This is a genomic window from Erythrobacter fulvus (genome assembly GCF_028595285.1).
Classification (GTDB): Bacteria; Pseudomonadota; Alphaproteobacteria; order Sphingomonadales; family Sphingomonadaceae; genus Erythrobacter; species Erythrobacter fulvus.
In genome coordinates, this window is the sequence record NZ_JAQQXQ010000008.1 from 59743 (window position 1) to 75706 (window position 15964).

Consider the following 15964-nt stretch of genomic DNA (forward strand, 5'->3'; position numbering starts at 1 on the left):
AGAACACGCCATGAGTGACAAGCTGATCGCCACCATCGAGGAAGCCTGGGAAAACCGCGCCGAATTGACCTCCACCAGCGAGTTGCGCCACGCGGTAAGCGACGCGCTGACCATGCTCGACTGCGGCGAAGCGCGCGTGGCCGAACCGGACGGCAATGGAGGCTGGAAGGTCAATCAATGGCTCAAGAAGGCGGTGCTGCTGAGCTTCCGCCTCAACGACAACCGCATCATGGAATATGGTGCGGCAGGCGAATCCGCGTTCGACAAGGTGCCGCTGAAGTTCGCCGGATGGGGTGAAAGCCGCTTCCGCGAGGCCGGTTTCCGCGCCGTGCCCGGCGCAATCGTGCGCCGCGGCAGCTTCATCGGCAAGGGCGCGGTGCTGATGCCGAGCTTCGTCAATATCGGTGCCTATGTCGGCGAAAACACCATGATCGACACCTGGGCCACGGTTGGCTCGTGCGCGCAGATCGGCAGCAATGTCCACATCTCCGGCGGTGCGGGGATCGGCGGGGTGCTGGAACCGCTGCAGGCCGAACCCGTCATCATCGGTGACAACGCCTTCATCGGTGCGCGCGCCGAAGTGGCCGAGGGCGTGCGCGTGGGCGAAGGCGCGGTGCTGTCGATGGGGGTCTATCTCGGCGCATCGACCAAGATCGTGAACCGCGAAACCGGCGAAATCCACCGCGGCGAAGTGCCGCCCTATTCGGTGGTCGTCCCCGGTTCGATGCCCGGCAAGGACTTGCCCGACGGCTCCCCCGGCCCGAGCCTTTATTGCGCGGTGATCGTCAAGACGGTCGACGCGCAGACCCGATCGAAGACAGGCATCAACGAACTGCTGCGCGACTGATCGGGAACATCCGGCCGTCCCGCTGGTTGATTGACGCTACGGAAACTTGTTTCGCAGCGCCAACCAACGGGAGAATGACAATGGCCGACATCAAAGAGTCAGTGCGCATCGCAGAAGATGCCGCACGCGGAGCCGTCAGCAATACCGGCCTGCGCTATGTGCTGGGCATCAGCCTCGCGCTGGCCATCATCGCCATGAGCTTGGTGTGGATCGTCCCTGCGCTGGCGCGCTGATCACTTGCCTGCCGCAGCCGGCGCGATCAGCGTCTCGATCGGGTCCATGTCACTGACGCTCGCGGCATAGGCCTCGGCCGCGCGCATCACACGCAGGATATTCCGGCTCGCGATCATCTCGAGTTCAGCCTGCGAATAGCCACGCCGCGCCAGTTCGGCGAACAGCGCGGGATAGCCGCGCACATCTTCGAAACCCACGGGGCCAGATGGCATCCCGTCGAAATCTCCGCCGATGCCGATCGATTCCACCCCCGCGACTTCGCGGATATGATCGATGTGATCGGCCATGTCGGCGATCGTGCTTTGCGGTTCGGGGTTGGCCGCGTCCCATGCATCCAGTGCCGCCCTTATTTTGTCGGGCTGCCCCTGAAACAGCACGCCCAGCTGCGCCTGCTCTGCCGCGCGGCGAGCACCCCACTGGCGCAGATCCTCGGTAATGAAGCGCGGCAGCGCCACCACCATCACGATCCCGCCATTATAAGGCAGACGCCGGAGTACGCTGTCGGGCACGTTCCTCGGGTGGCCGTTGATCGCGCGCGCACCCGAATGGCTGAAGATCACCGGTGCCTTCGCCACATCGAGCGCGTCGAGCATCGTCTCCTCGCTCACATGCGAAAGATCGACCAGCATTCCCAGCCGGTTCATCTCGCGCACCACGTCCCTGCCGAAGTCGCTGAGGCCGCCGTGCACCGGATTGTCGGTCGCGGCATCGGCCCAAGGCGTGTTGCTGTTATGGGTGAGCGTCATATAGCGCGCGCCCAGAGCATGGAGCTGGCGCAGCACGCCGAGGCTCGATCCCATCGAATGGCCGCCTTCCATGCCCAGCAATGAGGCGACACTGCCGTCGACCATCGCGGTCTCAACCTCGTCGGCGGTGGTGGCGAAGCGCAGCCCCTGCGGATAGCGCGCAATGAGGCGCTTGGTGACGTCGATCTGTTCGATCACCTGCTGCACCGCTTCAGCCTCGTCGGGGTTGGAGGGGACATAGACCGACCAGAACTGCGCGCCGACCTTGCCTTCCTCGAGTCGCGCAAGGTCGGTGTGCAGGGCGCGTCCATCGGGATGGCCCTCGCCGGTGCCGGTGGTGTCCTCGAAATCGAAGCCGGCAATCTGGTTGGCGACACGGCTGCGCAGCTGGTTGGGCACGTCATTGTGGCCGTCGAACACCGGCGCAACCTCCAGCGCGGCATTGGCGGTCGCCTCGGCCGGATCGACCGGCGCGGCATCCTGCGCCCATAGCGGGCCGCCTAGCATGAGTGCGGCGGCGAGCGCGGCGCGCGAGATTGCGGAAAGTTGCATGGGTGAGGCTCCCGGAGCTAGAGCGCCCGCACCAGCGAAGACGGAGCAGGCAAGGACACGAAGCATGGCTGATAGCGCGGACGCACTGATCGAACAATTGGGCCTTGCCGCCCACCCCGAAGGCGGGTGGTACCGCGAAACGTGGAGAGCCGATGCCGGCCAGGACGGGCGCGCGCGCGGCACTGCGATCATCTTTCTGCTGAAGGCAGAGGAGGCTTCGCACTGGCACAGGGTCGATGCGGCTGAACTGTGGCTGTGGCAGGCGGGCGATCCGCTTGAACTGCGCCTTTCCGCAAGCGATACAGGGCCGGTGCGATCGGTCATCCTGGGCAGCGACGTGGGCGCGGGCCAGCAGTTGCAGGGCCTCGTCGCGCCGGGCGAATGGCAGGCTGCCCGCCCTGCAGGTGCGCCGCGACACGGCTACAGCCTGGTTTCCTGCGTGGTGGTGCCGGGGTTTGATTTCGCCGGTTTCACCCTAGCCCCGACGGGCTGGGAGCCGGGCGCTTGAGCGCGGCCGAAGACGCCATCCTCGCATTGCTTGCCCAGCGCGCGGCGGGCGCAACCATCTGCCCGAGCGAGGCCGCGCGGCGGCTTGCCGGAACGCAGGGCAACTGGCGCGCCGAAATGGAGGCGGTGCATGCCGCCACCGATGCGCTGCTGGCATGCGGCACAATCGGACTTTCGTGGAAGGGCGCACCCATGCAAAAACGGCGCGGACCCTACCGGATCGCGCGCCGTTGATGCTTGCAAGCCGCAAGACGCCGCAAGGGCGCCGGGCGGATCTTACTTGAGGTGCTTCGAGACCGCAGCGGTCATCTTGAACATCGAGATCTGGTCCTTGCCGATCACCGCGCCAAGCTTGGCGTCGGGATTGATCTGACGCTTGTCCTTGCTGTCCTGCAGGCCGTGGGCCTTGATGTATTCCCATACCTTCGAGGTCACCTGGGCGCGGGTCATCGGACCCTTGCCGATCAGCGCTTCGAGTTCACCGGAAAGCTGCACCGGCTTCTGCAGTGCGTTCGTTGTGCCAGCCATCATCTACTCCCTTGTCTTCAGTGGCAGGTTAATCAGAAATCATCGTCTTCCCAGCCCGCATCATCATCCTCCCCGCCACCGGTGAAGGTGGCATGGAGCACTGCGCAGGCCGTAATGGTCCCTTGCAATGATGCGAGCAGTTCCGCCCGGCTTGCCCCGGGCATAAGCACCAGCGGCAAATCGGTCGCGAAAATCTGGAACAGGTAGTGGCGCGTCTCGCCCTCGGGCGGGTCGGGCAGCAGCCATTCGGAATTGCCGAAAGCATTCTTGCCGGTGCGCGGCGGCACTTCGCCTTCCAGCAGCTTGCCGCGCTGTCCGGCGAGACCCCATACCAGCCAGTGGCACGGTGCCTCGGCACCCTTGGCCGAGGCTTCCTCGACAACGATGACCAGTTCCTGCGAACCCGGTGGCGGCGCGCTCCATTCTAGCGGCGGGGCCACGGCATCTTCCTCGGTCGCGGTGAAGCTTCCGTCGAGTTCATCGCCGGCGCGAAAGGCGGGGCTGGTCAGCGCGAACCCGCTGCGCCCGAGCGCCTGCGCCGAGCCGAGCGCAGCCACCGCCAGACCGGGATGGCGCGCGGCAGCGGGCACATGCGGAGCAAGCCATGCGGGAAATTCAGTCATGATTCTGCCGTTTCATTGCCTCCGTGCTAGTCCCTTCGAGACCGAGAAACGAGGCTTGCCCGACAGGTTTTCGCCGGTTTCTGCGGAAAAACATGCAAAAGCAGGCAAAAAACGGTCCGATAAGGGCTTTTTTGCATCACCGGCGCAACGGTTCTTGCCCTCGGCGCCAAGACATTGCATCCCTTGCCCGCTTCCCGAGAGAAGCCCCCTGCCACTGTTTCGCCGGAGTCGCGCCCCGTCATGAAAGTCGCTCGCACCGCGCTCAGCGTTGTTCTTGCAGCCGCTCTTGTGTCCTGTGGCGGAGGCGGTTCGTCCACTCCGCCGCCGACTTCGGGCGGCTCTGCTCCGACGCCCACCCCGACGCCGTCCAGCTCTGCCTGCGGCCTGCGCGCGCAGCAGGACTTCGCCGACAGCGTGCTCAACGAATGGTATCTGTTCCCGAGCCTGCTCGCCACGGCCAACCCGGCCAGCTTTAGCAGTCTGCAGGATTACCTCGATGCCCGCGTTGCCCCGGCGCGCGCGCAGAACCGCGACCGCTTCTTCACTTTCGCGACCTCGATCGCGGAAGAAAACGCGCTGATCAATTCGGGTTCGAGCGCGGGCTTCGGCATCCGCCTGTTCTACGATACGACCGCGAACCGCGTGTTCGTGACCGAAGCTTTCGAAGGCGCCAACGGCCTGGCCGCAGGGCTTGACCGTGGAAGCGAGATCACCGCGATCGGCACCACCAGCGCGACCTTGCAGAGCGTGTCGAGCCTGATGGCCAGCGGCGGCCCACAGGCGGTGGTCAATGCGCTCGGCCCGTCGACAGCGGGCACCACCCGCGTGCTGCGCTTCGTGCAGCCGAGCGGCCCGACGGTCGAGGCCACGATCACAAAGACCGATTTCGCGCTCGATCCGGTGTCGGACCGATACGGTGCGCTGGTTATCAACGAAGGCGGTCGGCGCGTCGGCTATATCAACCTGCGCACTTTCATCATTGCCGATGCCGCCAACCAACTGCGCGATGCGTTTGGCCAGTTTCGCACGCAGGGCGTGACCGAGCTGATTATCGATCTGCGGTATAATGGCGGCGGTCTGGTCGACGTGGCTGACGTCATGGGCGACCTGATGGGACAGGGTCGCGCCGGGCAGGTGTGGAGCAAGACCGTGCTGCGCGCATCCAAGTCCGCCGAAAACGAAACCCGCCTGTTCCGCAACGAAGCCAATGCCATTGCACCGACGCGGATTGCCTTCATCACCACCAATGCCAGCGCTTCGGCGAGCGAGTTGGTGGCCAATTCGATGATCCCCTATCTCGGCAACAACATGGCGCTGGTGGGATCGAACACATTCGGCAAACCGGTTGGCCAGTTCGGCTTCGATCTGTCGGCCTGCGACCTGCGCGTGCGTGCCGTAGCCTTCCAGACGGTCAACGCCGATGACGAGGGCGAATATTACTCCGGTCTTGCTGGCGTGGTGCCCAACACCTGCCGCGCAGGAGACGACATTTTCCGCCCGCTCGGCGACCCGCGCGAAGCATCGATCGCGGCGGCGCTCGATTTTCTTGCCGGACGCTCCTGCACCCCGATTTCGGGAAGCGGAGCGAATACCGCCGCCAGCGGAATGGATGCCGCGCAGTCCGCGCGGATCGGGCTCGACCTGCCGCAGCGCGAACCGCTGCGTCCGCGGCGCCCCGGTGCGGGCGATCTGGAGATACCGGGCCTGTTCTAAAGCCCGTCGGGCACGGTCTCAAAGGCGGGAATATCGCCCAGATCCACCCAGTCCTGCTTGCTTTTCGTGTAGCAGTGGAAGGCTGGTTTCAGGATGCTGGTATCGTCCAGCGTCCCGGCCTTGATGAACATCATCCCCGGCGGGATTTCGACCCGGGTGAACACAGGCGATCCGCAATCGGGGCAGAACTGCCGGCGCACCGTCGCGCCGCTGTCGCCGGTGTCGTTATAGGTCTTCAGCTCGCCTTCGTAAGCGACCGCGTCCTCCGGCACGCCGATGATCACCGACAGGCTGCTTCCGGCCTGACGCTGGCAGTTCTTGCAATGGCAGGTGACGCATAGCAGCGGGTTGCTCTCGCAGGTGTAGCGCACCTTGCCGCACAGGCAGCCTCCGGTCATGGTCATCGTCTCTCTCCCCTTGCCTCGCCGCGCCTCAGGGCGCTTCCCCGCCGGTGAACGGTTGGCTGTCCGTATAGCCGCAACCCTCCAGAGTCTCCCCGCCCAAAGCGATAGTGGCGACGAAGGGAAAACTGCGGTCGCTCATCCCGTCGCTGCAAATGCCGGGGGTGAGCGTAGCGGTGAAAGGCTGATCAAACAGCGTTCCCGAAAAGCCCATCCCGCCGTTTCCGGCAAAGCGGGTGACGGCAAAGTCGAAACCTTCGGGGTGATCGGGATTGCTGTAGCGGGCGGTCTGGCCGATGATGGTGACGTTCCAGAACGGCTCGGTTCCGGTCAGGTTGATGACCTCGCCCGGCGCGACCGCGTCGAAGGCCTTGCCCTCGGGATCGACCCCGTCGGTCTTGGCCGGGGTGCAGGCGCCGGCGAGCATGAGCGCAGCGAGCGCGGCAGGGGTGCGGATCATCGGCCTCTCTCCTCAAGCCCGAAGATAGGACGGAACCATGCACCGGCCAAGGGGTTAGGCGCGCATGGACTGGTCCCCGAACCGCGCGCGCGGCCTTGCGCGACTTGCCGAATTTCTGCCCGCTGCCGGACGACGCTATGCCGATGAGCGCAATCACGACAACGGCCCCGCCGACGGTGGTCGCAGCAATGTCTCGCAATTGTCGCCGTGGCTGCATGCAGGGCTGATGGGCGAAACCGAAGTGCTCGAAGCCGTGCTCGCCCGGCACAGCCCGCACGCGGCGGAAAAGTTTATCGCCGAGGTGTTCTGGCGGATCTACTTCAAGGGCTACCTCGAACAGCGTCCTGCGATCTGGGCAGGCTACTGCGCGGGCCGCGACGCCGCCTTGGCAGCGATGGAACGCAATTCGGGCCTGCGCACCGCCTATGCCGAAGCCACCGAAGGCCGCACCGGCATCACAGCCTTCGACGTCTGGGCAAAGGAACTGGTCGAGACCGGCTACCTCCACAATCACGCCCGCATGTGGTTTGCGAGCATCTGGATCTTCACCCTCAAGCTCGACTGGCAATTGGGTGCCGATTTCTTCCTGCGGCACCTGCTGGATGGCGATGCCGCGTCGAACACGCTGTCGTGGCGCTGGGTCGCGGGGTTGCATACCAAGGGCAAGCACTACCTCGCACGGCCCAACAACATCGCCCGCTACACCGCCGGACACCCGCAAGGCCCGCTCTCTGCCGAGGGGCTGGCAGGCGATGCCGAGCCGCTGAGCGAGCCGACCGAATATTCCCGCCGCCTGCCCGACCTGCCGCCGCCGGTAACTGCCGCAGACCTCGCGCAGCCTTTCGCGCTGCTACTGCACGACGAAGCGGCGCATCACGCCGCGCTCGCCCTGCCCGCCGCGCCCGCGCTGGTGATCGGCGCGAGCCGTCCGGAGGCACGTTCGCCGGGCACGATCGGCACGCCCGCCGCCCGCTTCACCGCCGGAGCCATCGCCGGCGGACTGGCCGAGGCGGAAGAGGCTTTCGGGTGTCCTTCGATCGAATGGCGCGAAGGCGAGCCGATCGAACCACTGCTGGCCGCAGCCGGCGTGGATCGCCTCGCCGTGCCTTATCTCCCCGCCGGATGGACCCGCGACGCGCTGGCGCCGGGACTGTCCGATCTTGCGGAGCAAGGCCGCGTCAGCACGCTGCTGAACCCGCTCCACCGCGCCACCTGGCCGCATGCCAAGGCAGGGTTTTTCGGGGTCGCCAAGCAGATTGACGCGCTGTTGGGTGGATGCGGGATCGGGGGCGGATAAGCGCCCCCGCCGCTATCAGAGAATCTTGTCGGGCGAAGGATCGTGCCGGTGCCGTTCGGCCTTGCCGAACACCCGTTCCAGCCGTTCGGCCATCGTGTTCGCCGCAATCCGCGCCGCGGCATCGACATCGGCCGCCTTGCCGGTAACCCCGATCGGACGACCGCCCCGCGGGCGCGCCTCGATCGTGCAATGCTTGTCGTCGGCACCATGCTTGCGCCCGTTGACGTCGCTCACATGCACCTCGACCCGGGTCAGGCGATCCTCGAACCGCGCCAGACTGTGGCGCACCTGCTGTTCGATCCGCTCGGCCACGTTATCCGTGCCCATCACCGAACTATCGGTGTTGAACTGGAACTGCATTGCCATGGGCTTTCCTCCTCATTCTTGTTGTGGTTCTGTTGCCACTGACAATATGGGAAGCGCAGGCGCGGGTTTCCACCCCGCAAATGGGCGGAGCTCAGTCGGTTTCGGCCTCTGCCTCGGCAGCTTCCGCCGCACGCTTGTCGGCGCGCACCTGATCGGCCTTGGCGCGCTGCACGGCAGTCTTGCGCGCCTGTTCGGCCAGCCCGCGCCATGTCTTTTCCGACCGCAGCTCCCGTTCGCGCACATTGTCGAGCGTCGCCGCATCGGCCAGCGCCGCGGCTTCGTCCGCGCGTTCGCAATAGAATTCGTAGGTCTGGGCCATTGGTGGTGTCCTGCCGGAAGAGGGGGGGGAGGCGGGAGAAATTATCGGAACCGGGACGCGCCATGCGCCCCGGCCCCGGTTTCGTTCGGTCAGTCAGCCGCCGAAAGGTTTATGGCGCTTTCCTTGCCGTTACGGCCGCGCTCGAGTTCGTAGTTGAGGCGCTGGTCCTTATCGAGCGAGTGCATGCCCGCTGCCTGAACGGCAGTGATGTGCACGAAGCTGTCGGACGAGCCATCATCCGGCTGGATGAAGCCATAGCCCTTGTCGGTGTTGAAGAACTTTACGGTTCCGGTCTTGCTCATGGTGTGTTCCTTTCAAGAACAATGCTTTACCCCACCGCAACACGCGGCAGGGGGAGTGCGTCAAATCGTCCGATGAAAGGAAGTCGTCGTCTGGTTAACGCCGGGGCCTGCGGGTCGAGCCCATGGCAAGCGGCGGAGCGCAAATTTCGAAGTCCGTCGCAAATTTCGACGTCAGCGAGAGGGGCTTTAGCACGGATGGGGTGTTTCTCCTAATTTCGTGGATTTTTGTGTCCGCGTCTTTGTGTTCCGCACGCCCTCCGGCGTGCGAAATCCTCGCTCACACGCCCTGCGGGCGCGTCGCTGCGGGCGGCCGGTCGGCCTTGCGGCCCCTTGCGGGGCCGGGCCAGCGCGACTGTCCAGTGTCGCAATGGGGCGCGGTTCCGGCGCGCAGCGCCGCAAGGGCGACCGCCCGCCCGCAGGTGCTCGATCCCGCAGGGATCGAAACGCACCGAGGACGCACCCGCGGAGGCGGGTGCGCAAGGCAAAGGAAGCGAGGATTTCGCATCGCGGAGGCGATGCGGAACACAAACACGTAATATTATTACAAAGTATACAAAGGTGACACCCTGTCACCTTCACATCCAGTCACCATCTTCCTGTAATCGCTTCATTAATTCCTCGTCCGACAGGTGAGACGGACAGGTGGCGGAGGCGCGGACCGTGTTTCCGGCGACAAAGTGCTGCAGCGATTCCAGTTCGCCCGGCGCATCGGGCGTGGCCGCGCCGGTCTCCACATCCTCGCCCGCTGCGATCCGGCCCAGCAGCGCCTCGAAATCGCGGGCATGGCGTTCGGCCATCGGCCCCAGCCGCCCGAAGGCGGGATTGCCGCCGAGCGTAAAGCGCCCCAGCAGCGCCACCGTCAGCCGTTCATCGAAGCGGCGATAGGTGCCGACCATCTCGCCCTGGTAATAGACCGGCACCTCCACCCCGTTGAGCGCGCGTTCGAGCGCGGCGTGGGCGAGCACGTCGAAGGAATGGTGAAACGCCACCTCCCACGCGAGATCGAAGGGCTTGCCCTTCAGCTTCGATCGCAGCCGATAGGCCGAGGCGCGCGACATGCCGACAGATCGCGCCGCCTCGGCCACCGAATGGGTGGCGGACAGCGCCCGCAGAAAGGCGAGCTGCTTTTCGAGCGTCCAGCCATCATGGCGTTCAGCGCGGGGGGTGTCAGGAACGGCGCGAAGCGAGGGCGCACCGGGCGAGCGGGGGGACGGGGTACGGGCCATCCGCGAAGGATGGCGCGGGGTGGGGGAGTAGGAAAGGGGGGGATATTAGCAGCCTGCATCAAAAATTGAGCCCACATCCCGCCCCTCAATCTTACATAGATCGGACCCTTGGATGCACCAAGCATCGCCACCAAGTTGTAGCGCTCCCAAAGGGTGCTTGGCAAAGGCGTTATGAATTAGACTGCTCTTACGATCACGCCACTGCCATGGTTTGATACCATCGAAGATCAATACGGCGCTAACATTAGCCTTTCGAGCCCTACCTCCATCATTAAATAAGCCATCGTTATTACGGACCAAATTCGGCTCCCGATTTTCAATGCCGTCGCGGCCTATATCAAATACAAGAGAATTAGTGCCATAATTAGCAGAAATATAGTCATCTTCAGTATCAACAATTGATCTAGCATTTAAAGCTATAATATAAGTCATTCCTAACGATCTATACTTATTGGCCTTCTTCTCTAAAGCCATCTTTATTTCTTCACCGGATCGTCTTGTGGAGACGCCACCCACTTCAATCCCAATAGCTCGATAATTGAGTGAATTCAAATCTCTGTTTGGGGATTCGATTAAAGAAATTTTAATGTAACATCCAGAATCTTTATATATGAATTTTTCATTCTTTTTCGGATTAGATTTAATCCAATTTTCAATAGAAATCTTTATTTTGTTCTTTTTTATAGATCGACTGGGTGGGATAATTTTTTCTAAAACAATATAGTGATTTTCGAGTGCGATTTCATTGATTGCATCCCGTATTTCAGATGATATTTTCGAAGACGACGCAACCTCATCAGATCGGTAATTTGGGGAAATTGCCTCGACCACAAAAATCATTCCATCTTTTGTTTCGACCAAGAAATCTGGCGCCCCTTTTTGCCACTCAAAATCAGGCTCAATTTCAACGCGTTTGCATAGATTGGCCTGGAAAAACTTGAAAAGAAAAAGCTCAAAAAAAGCAGACTCGTGCTGTCCGTCATCATGACTGCGGAAGTCACCCAGCCAGCGGGATCTAAATTCGCGAGGGTAGTCGCCAAACCAATTCTCTATCGTTCTTCTGGCTGTCTCGGCCTCTTCTCGAGCGGAAGTGTTCAAATAATTGAACATGCTTTCTGAACTCGACGGAGGTCCGAACCTATGCTTTGGACAGTCGGAAAAAATGGTCACTAGCGCTACCCCCGCACAATCTCCTCCGCCAGCACCGCGACGGTCACGCCCAGCTGGCTCACCTTGAGGACATTATACGCGCGCTGGCCGTCCTCCGATAAGGTCAGCTCCTGACGCACGCTGAAGCCGCCCTTCATGCGGTATTCGAGCACCAGCCGGTTCCCCTCGCTACGCCCCCGCACCGGCCCGATCGCGTCGGTCAGCGTGCCTTCGTAATAGCCGGGGGCCACCTCGATCAGGCGCCATTGGCGCTCGCGGGGTTTTTTGGCGCCCTCGATCACGGTCTGGTCGAGCACCAGGACGCGGGTCGGTGCGGCGTCCCAGCTGGCTTCGTGGTGCGGCTCGATCACGATCCGCCCGCGGCTCTCCACGGTGACGGGGACGGGATCGGACAGCGCCTTTTTCAGCGTCGCGGTGCCGCGGCTCTCTCCTAGGAAGAACACGAAGGGATCGAAGCGCGGCGCCTCTGCACGGGCGATGACGGGCGCGGTTTCGGGTGTGGAGACGCAGGCCCCCAGCATCAGCGCCAGCGACGACGCAGCGATCAGGCCGGTGCGCACGCCGCCTGCCCTCAGCGGTCCCGGTAAGCCGCGATCGGCTCGCCCACCACGAAGCGCGCCGCGCCGATATCGGCGCCGCCGGCATCGCGTTCGTGACGGATGCGGCAGGCCAGCACCGCAACCGCATCGCCATAGGCCGCACGGTTGCGACGCGTCCGGGCGCGGCTTTCGCCGACAAGGGCGATCTGGTGGGCGTGGAGGAGCTGGTTGAGATCCATCGAAACGGGCGGCCTTTGCATCTGGAGACGGACTATGGACGGGAAGCGGACAGCGTCAAGGGCTCCCGGTGAACCGGAAGCCCTTGACTATGGACAGGTTGGCCTGCGTCAGCTCTGCTGTTTCGAGCCGCTGCCGCTGTTACCCTGCTCCATCTGCAGATTGGTGGCGTGTGCCTTGCCACCATCAACCTGCCGCGTGTCATAGCCGTAGCGCTGGTTGGTGCGCGGCTCCTGCGCCTGCTGTTGCAGATCGGTCTTGTTGAACGGCAGGGCATCGCCACCCTTGTCCGGCGTAATCATCCCGGCGCCCTTGGCGGTGTCGTAGGAGTGAATCTTGCCATAATTGGTCATGATGGTGCTTCCTTTTGTGTCCGCGCGGGCCATCAGATGTGATGACTTGCGCCCGGGGCCAAAAGCCGCTTTGAATATTGTGACAATTTTTATTGTCCTTTATTTATTCATGCTTGACTGGTAGCCATACTGATATGGGGATGTATATTGATTCCGCAATGACTTCATTTAAATTTATTGAATTATTATTTCATCTCAATTGACTCATCTGTCATATAGGCGCATCGCTATTGCGGGCATTCCGCCCGATTGGAACATCCGATGGCCAAGGGCCAAGCAAAGAAGAGCCGGGAAACCCGCAAGCCCAAGAAGGACAAGGGCCCCAAGACAAACGCCAGCCAGCCGAGCCTGAAGCCCGGCGCGATCAAGGGCCTGGAGAACATGAAGAACAGCTAGGCGCGGGGCCGCACCGCCGGCTGCCCGTTCAAGACTGCGGCTTGTGGGCGAGGCACTCCATCTCCACCCTAGCGCCGAGGGCAAGGCCGTTCACCCCCATCGCCGAGCGTGCCGGATAGCGGCCCTTTTCGAAATAGCCGGCGTAGATCGCGTTGAAGGCGGGCCAGTCGGCCATGTCGGCCAGCATCACGGTGCATTTGAACACATCGCCCAGCCCCAGCCCGTGGCGGGCGAGGCGGGCTTTCAGCCGTTCGAAGATGCGGTGCGTTTCCGGCTCGATGCCGCCCGGCACCAGCGAGCGTCCGTCGCCCGCTTCGCCGATATCGCCCGACAGGTAGAGCACCTCGCCCACCTGCACCGCATCGGCAAAGGGATAGGGCAGGGTCGATGGGTAGAAGATGATGCCCCCTGCCCCGGCGGCCTCGCCCGTCTCTGCCCCGGTGTGGCCGTCGGCGCTGGCCGGAACCGGCGCCAGGGCCAGTCCCGCCGCCAGCGCCAGTGCGGCGATGATGCGTGTCGTCATGTCATTCCCCCCCTTGTTTCCCCTCGGCCGCTCAGTCGTGTTCGCGGTCCCCCGCGCCGACATAGAGCTGGTTGCCGACTTCGCGGAACTTGGCGCTCATTTCAGCCATGCCCTTCTCGGCCTCTTCTTCCGAAGCGGCGATGAAGGTTTCGGTGGCGGCGTTCTGCTTGGCGGCGAAGTCGCGCACTTCCTGCGTGATCTTCATCGAGCAGAATTTCGGCCCGCACATCGAGCAGAAATGCGCCGACTTCGCGCCTTCGGCGGGCAGCGTCTGGTCGTGGTACTGCTCGGCGGTTTCTGGGTCGAGGCTGAGGTTGAACTGGTCGCGCCAGCGGAACTCGAAGCGGGCCTTGGACAGCGCATCATCGCGGACCTGTGCCGCCGGATGCCCCTTGGCAAGATCGGCGGCGTGGGCGGCGAGCTTGTAGGTGACAACGCCCACCTTCACATCGTCCCGGTCGGGCAGGCCCAGGTGCTCCTTGGGCGTGACGTAGCAGAGCATCGCCGTGCCGTACCACCCGATCTGCGCCGCGCCGATGCCGCTGGTGATGTGGTCGTAACCCGGCGCGATATCGGTGACGAGCGGCCCGAGGGTGTAGAACGGCGCTTCGCCGCAAGCCTCCAGCTGCTTTTCCATGTTCTGCTTGATCTTGTGCATCGGCACGTGGCCGGGGCCTTCGATCATCACCTGCACGTCCTGCTCCCAGGCGCGCTTGGTGAGCTCGCCCAGCGTGTAGAGCTCGGCAAACTGCGCTTCGTCATTGGCGTCGCGGATCGATCCGGGGCGCAGGCCGTCGCCGAGGCTGTAGGCGATGTCATAGGCCTTCATGATCTCGGTGATCTCGTCGAAGTGCTCGTAAAGGAAGCTCTCCTTGTGGTGGGCGAGGCACCACTTGGCCATGATCGATCCGCCGCGGCTGACGATCCCGGTGACGCGCTTGGCGGTCATCGGGATGTAGGGCAGGCGCACGCCGGCGTGGATGGTGAAGTAGTCGACGCCCTGTTCGGCCTGCTCGATCAGCGTGTCGCGGAAGATTTCCCAGGTCAGCTCCTCGGCGATGCCGCCGACCTTCTCCAGCGCCTGATAGATCGGCACGGTGCCGATGGGGACGGGCGAATTGCGGATGATCCATTCGCGGGTGTCATGGATGTTGCGACCGGTGCTGAGGTCCATGATCGTGTCCGCGCCCCAGCGGGTCGCCCACACCATCTTGTCGACTTCCTGCGCCACATCGCTGGCGACGGCCGAGTTGCCGATATTGGCGTTGATCTTGACAAGGAAGTTGCGCCCGATCGCCATCGGCTCGCTTTCCGGGTGGTTGATGTTGGAGGGGATGATCGCCCGCCCCCGCGCGACTTCGCTGCGCACGAATTCCGGGGTGATGACATCGGGGATTTCCGCGCCCCAGCTTTCGCCGTCGCGGATCAGATCGGCGGCAATCTCGCGCCCCAGATTCTCGCGCTCGGCGACATATTCCATTTCCGGCGTGATGATCCCGCGGCGGGCATAGTGCATCTGGCTGACATTCATGCCCGCCTTGGCCCGAAGCGGCCGCTTCACCGCATTGGGGAACTGCGGGACGCCGCCCGAACGATCCGGGCCGAGCTGGCCATTATCTTCCGGCTTGACCTCGCGGCCCGCGTAATCCTCGACATCGCCGCGCGCCATGATCCAGTCGCGGCGCAGCGGCGCGAGACCGGCGTGGATATCGATATGGGCCTCAGGGTCGGTGTAGGGGCCGGAGGTGTCATAGACCCGCACGCTCGGCTCGCCGCCTTCAAGATCGATCTCGCGCATGGCAACCCGGATGCCGGAGCCGGTGCGCGCGCCGACATAGACCTTGCGGCTGCCGCGAATAGGCCCGGTGGTGACGCCGATTTCGACGGGTGAATTGATGTCGGCCATATGCTGTCTCTCTCCAACAGGCGGAAAGAGCGCGGGTGTCATGGTGCAACGACCAGCCCACTCCCTCCGCCGATGCTAATCGGTTCAGGTTCGACGGGTCGTGGGGTGCTTACACCCACCTCTCAGCCTCAGCAGGCTCCCCGGGGATGGGTGACCACTAGCGCGTCAAGGCGGACAAATCCAGCAGTTCGACACCGGCGGGGCGCTTTGGCTGCGGTTGCAGGCCCGGCGATCTATTCTGCGGCCGCGCGCTGCGAATGGAAGAAATCGAGCTTCCAGCGGGTGCCGTCATGAACCAGCACGGCCGATTCCAGCCATCGCACGGGGCGCACATCGGGCGGGGTGCCCGCGCTGCCGGTGTTCTCCCATTGCGACCACGCGACATCACAACGCACAGTGGTATCCATCGGGCCGAGATTCCAGTTGATTTCGACCCCATTGCCCAAGGCTTCGACGACAACGTCGACAAGTGTCGCGCCCGGAAAGCGCTCGCCCACATCGAAAGCGTAAAAGGTCGAGGTCGTCAGCTGCGCGAACGGAGCCTTGTCCTCAATCCGCAGCGCGTCGAAGAAATCGTGGATGGTCTGCTCGATCTCGGCGGGCGCAGCAACGGAATCGGGACATTCGGCCGTGGCGGCATGGGCCGGAGCGCCTGGCACGAATGATGCGGCGAAGGCGGCAAGAAGGGCTGCTGGTTTCATGTTTGGGACAATGCGCCG

Annotated in this window: 22 protein-coding genes, 1 pseudogene and 1 riboswitch; of the genes and pseudogenes, 7 read left to right on the forward strand and 16 right to left on the reverse strand. The window is 63.4% G+C overall.

From position 1 onward, the window contains the following. Positions 1-10: 10 nt before the first annotated feature. Positions 11-847 (forward strand): 2,3,4,5-tetrahydropyridine-2,6-dicarboxylate N-succinyltransferase, encoded by an 837-nt coding sequence (dapD, locus tag OIK40_RS11380; protein ID WP_273678456.1) that lies wholly within the window; start codon positions 11-13, stop codon positions 845-847. An 80-nt stretch (positions 848-927) separates the two neighbouring features. Then, entirely contained in the window at positions 928-1080 is a 153-nt protein-coding gene (locus tag OIK40_RS11385; protein ID WP_273678457.1) for a hypothetical protein, read from the forward strand. On the opposite strand, the gene OIK40_RS11390 is transcribed toward OIK40_RS11385, so the two are convergent. Beyond that, on the reverse strand, positions 1081-2379 hold the full coding sequence (locus tag OIK40_RS11390) for a dipeptidase (RefSeq protein WP_273678458.1): 1299 nt from the start codon (positions 2377-2379) through the stop codon (positions 1081-1083). It abuts the gene before it with no gap. 64 nt (positions 2380-2443) lie between these two features. On the opposite strand from OIK40_RS11390, the gene OIK40_RS11395 reads away from it, so the two are divergent. After that, positions 2444-2887: a cupin domain-containing protein gene (locus tag OIK40_RS11395; RefSeq protein ID WP_273678459.1), complete on the forward strand. Its 444-nt coding sequence runs from the start codon at positions 2444-2446 to the stop codon at positions 2885-2887. Further along, entirely contained in the window at positions 2884-3120 is a 237-nt protein-coding gene (locus OIK40_RS11400) for a DUF3253 domain-containing protein (RefSeq protein ID WP_273678460.1), read from the forward strand. The genes OIK40_RS11395 and OIK40_RS11400 overlap by 4 nt, the downstream gene beginning before the upstream one ends. 42 nt (positions 3121-3162) lie before the next feature. Here OIK40_RS11400 and OIK40_RS11405 read toward each other — a convergent pair whose 3' ends face one another. Both OIK40_RS11405 and OIK40_RS11410 read right to left on the reverse strand, forming a co-directional pair. Continuing rightward, positions 3163-3414, reverse strand: coding sequence for an SWIB/MDM2 domain-containing protein (locus tag OIK40_RS11405; protein WP_273678461.1), 252 nt, complete (start codon positions 3412-3414; stop codon positions 3163-3165). A 32-nt stretch (positions 3415-3446) separates the two neighbouring features. Further along, on the reverse strand, positions 3447-4037 hold the full coding sequence (locus OIK40_RS11410) for a YbhB/YbcL family Raf kinase inhibitor-like protein (protein WP_273678462.1): 591 nt from the start codon (positions 4035-4037) through the stop codon (positions 3447-3449). Positions 4038-4277: 240 nt separating this feature from the next. On the opposite strand from OIK40_RS11410, the gene OIK40_RS11415 reads away from it, so the two are divergent. Beyond that, complete coding sequence (locus OIK40_RS11415) at positions 4278-5750, forward strand: S41 family peptidase (RefSeq protein WP_273678463.1); 1473 nt, start codon at positions 4278-4280, stop codon at positions 5748-5750. Here the strand turns inward: OIK40_RS11415 and OIK40_RS11420 are convergent. After that, the gene (locus tag OIK40_RS11420; protein WP_273678464.1) at positions 5747-6154 is read right to left on the reverse strand and encodes a GFA family protein; all 408 of its coding nucleotides are present in this window, start codon (positions 6152-6154) and stop codon (positions 5747-5749) included. The genes OIK40_RS11415 and OIK40_RS11420 overlap by 4 nt on opposite strands. A 28-nt stretch (positions 6155-6182) precedes the next feature. Continuing rightward, complete coding sequence (locus OIK40_RS11425) at positions 6183-6611, reverse strand: COG3650 family protein (protein WP_273678465.1); 429 nt, start codon at positions 6609-6611, stop codon at positions 6183-6185. Between the two features lie 64 nt (positions 6612-6675). Between OIK40_RS11425 and OIK40_RS11430 the strand changes: the two genes are divergently transcribed. Beyond that, positions 6676-7908: an FAD-binding domain-containing protein gene (locus tag OIK40_RS11430; RefSeq protein ID WP_273678466.1), complete on the forward strand. Its 1233-nt coding sequence runs from the start codon at positions 6676-6678 to the stop codon at positions 7906-7908. A 15-nt stretch (positions 7909-7923) separates the two neighbouring features. Here OIK40_RS11430 and OIK40_RS11435 read toward each other — a convergent pair whose 3' ends face one another. The 8 genes from OIK40_RS11435 to OIK40_RS11470 all read right to left on the reverse strand — a co-directional run bounded on the left by OIK40_RS11435 (position 7924) and on the right by OIK40_RS11470 (position 12420). After that, positions 7924-8274: an HPF/RaiA family ribosome-associated protein gene (locus OIK40_RS11435; protein WP_273678467.1), complete on the reverse strand. Its 351-nt coding sequence runs from the start codon at positions 8272-8274 to the stop codon at positions 7924-7926. Positions 8275-8365: 91 nt separating this feature from the next. Then, on the reverse strand, positions 8366-8593 hold the full coding sequence (locus OIK40_RS11440; RefSeq protein WP_273678468.1) for a hypothetical protein: 228 nt from the start codon (positions 8591-8593) through the stop codon (positions 8366-8368). A gap of 89 nt (positions 8594-8682) precedes the next feature. Beyond that, entirely contained in the window at positions 8683-8895 is a 213-nt protein-coding gene (locus OIK40_RS11445) for a cold-shock protein (protein WP_273678469.1), read from the reverse strand. 575 nt (positions 8896-9470) lie between these two features. After that, positions 9471-10121 carry a hypothetical protein gene (locus OIK40_RS11450; protein ID WP_273678470.1) on the reverse strand — a complete coding sequence of 217 codons (651 nt, stop codon included), beginning with the start codon at positions 10119-10121 and terminating at the stop codon, positions 9471-9473. Positions 10122-10166: 45 nt separating this feature from the next. Next, positions 10167-11219, reverse strand: coding sequence for a hypothetical protein (locus tag OIK40_RS11455; RefSeq protein WP_273678471.1), 1053 nt, complete (start codon positions 11217-11219; stop codon positions 10167-10169). A gap of 77 nt (positions 11220-11296) precedes the next feature. Beyond that, entirely contained in the window at positions 11297-11851 is a 555-nt protein-coding gene (locus OIK40_RS11460) for a DUF3833 family protein (protein ID WP_273678472.1), read from the reverse strand. 11 nt (positions 11852-11862) lie between these two features. After that, complete coding sequence (locus tag OIK40_RS11465) at positions 11863-12069, reverse strand: hypothetical protein (protein ID WP_273678473.1); 207 nt, start codon at positions 12067-12069, stop codon at positions 11863-11865. 108 nt (positions 12070-12177) lie between these two features. Beyond that, complete coding sequence (locus OIK40_RS11470; RefSeq protein ID WP_273678474.1) at positions 12178-12420, reverse strand: cold-shock protein; 243 nt, start codon at positions 12418-12420, stop codon at positions 12178-12180. A gap of 261 nt (positions 12421-12681) precedes the next feature. Between OIK40_RS11470 and OIK40_RS11475 the strand changes: the two genes are divergently transcribed. Continuing rightward, a complete protein-coding gene (locus tag OIK40_RS11475) occupies positions 12682-12816 on the forward strand; it encodes a hypothetical protein (protein WP_273678475.1) in 135 nt (44 codons plus the stop codon). Positions 12817-12919: 103 nt separating this feature from the next. On the opposite strand, the pseudogene OIK40_RS11480 reads toward OIK40_RS11475, so the two are convergent. The 3 genes and pseudogenes from OIK40_RS11480 to OIK40_RS11490 all read right to left on the reverse strand — a co-directional run. Continuing rightward, a pseudogene (locus OIK40_RS11480) lies at positions 12920-13402 on the reverse strand (RidA family protein); the annotation flags it as partial. Further along, positions 13371-15245 (reverse strand): phosphomethylpyrimidine synthase ThiC, encoded by a 1875-nt coding sequence (thiC, locus tag OIK40_RS11485; RefSeq protein ID WP_273678477.1) that lies wholly within the window; start codon positions 15243-15245, stop codon positions 13371-13373. The pseudogene OIK40_RS11480 and the gene thiC, both read right to left, overlap by 32 nt. 42 nt (positions 15246-15287) lie before the next feature. Further along, a riboswitch (TPP riboswitch) is annotated at positions 15288-15398 on the reverse strand. An 80-nt stretch (positions 15399-15478) separates the two neighbouring features. Beyond that, on the reverse strand, positions 15479-15946 hold the full coding sequence (locus OIK40_RS11490; RefSeq protein ID WP_273678478.1) for a hypothetical protein: 468 nt from the start codon (positions 15944-15946) through the stop codon (positions 15479-15481). Positions 15947-15964: the final 18 nt, after the last annotated feature.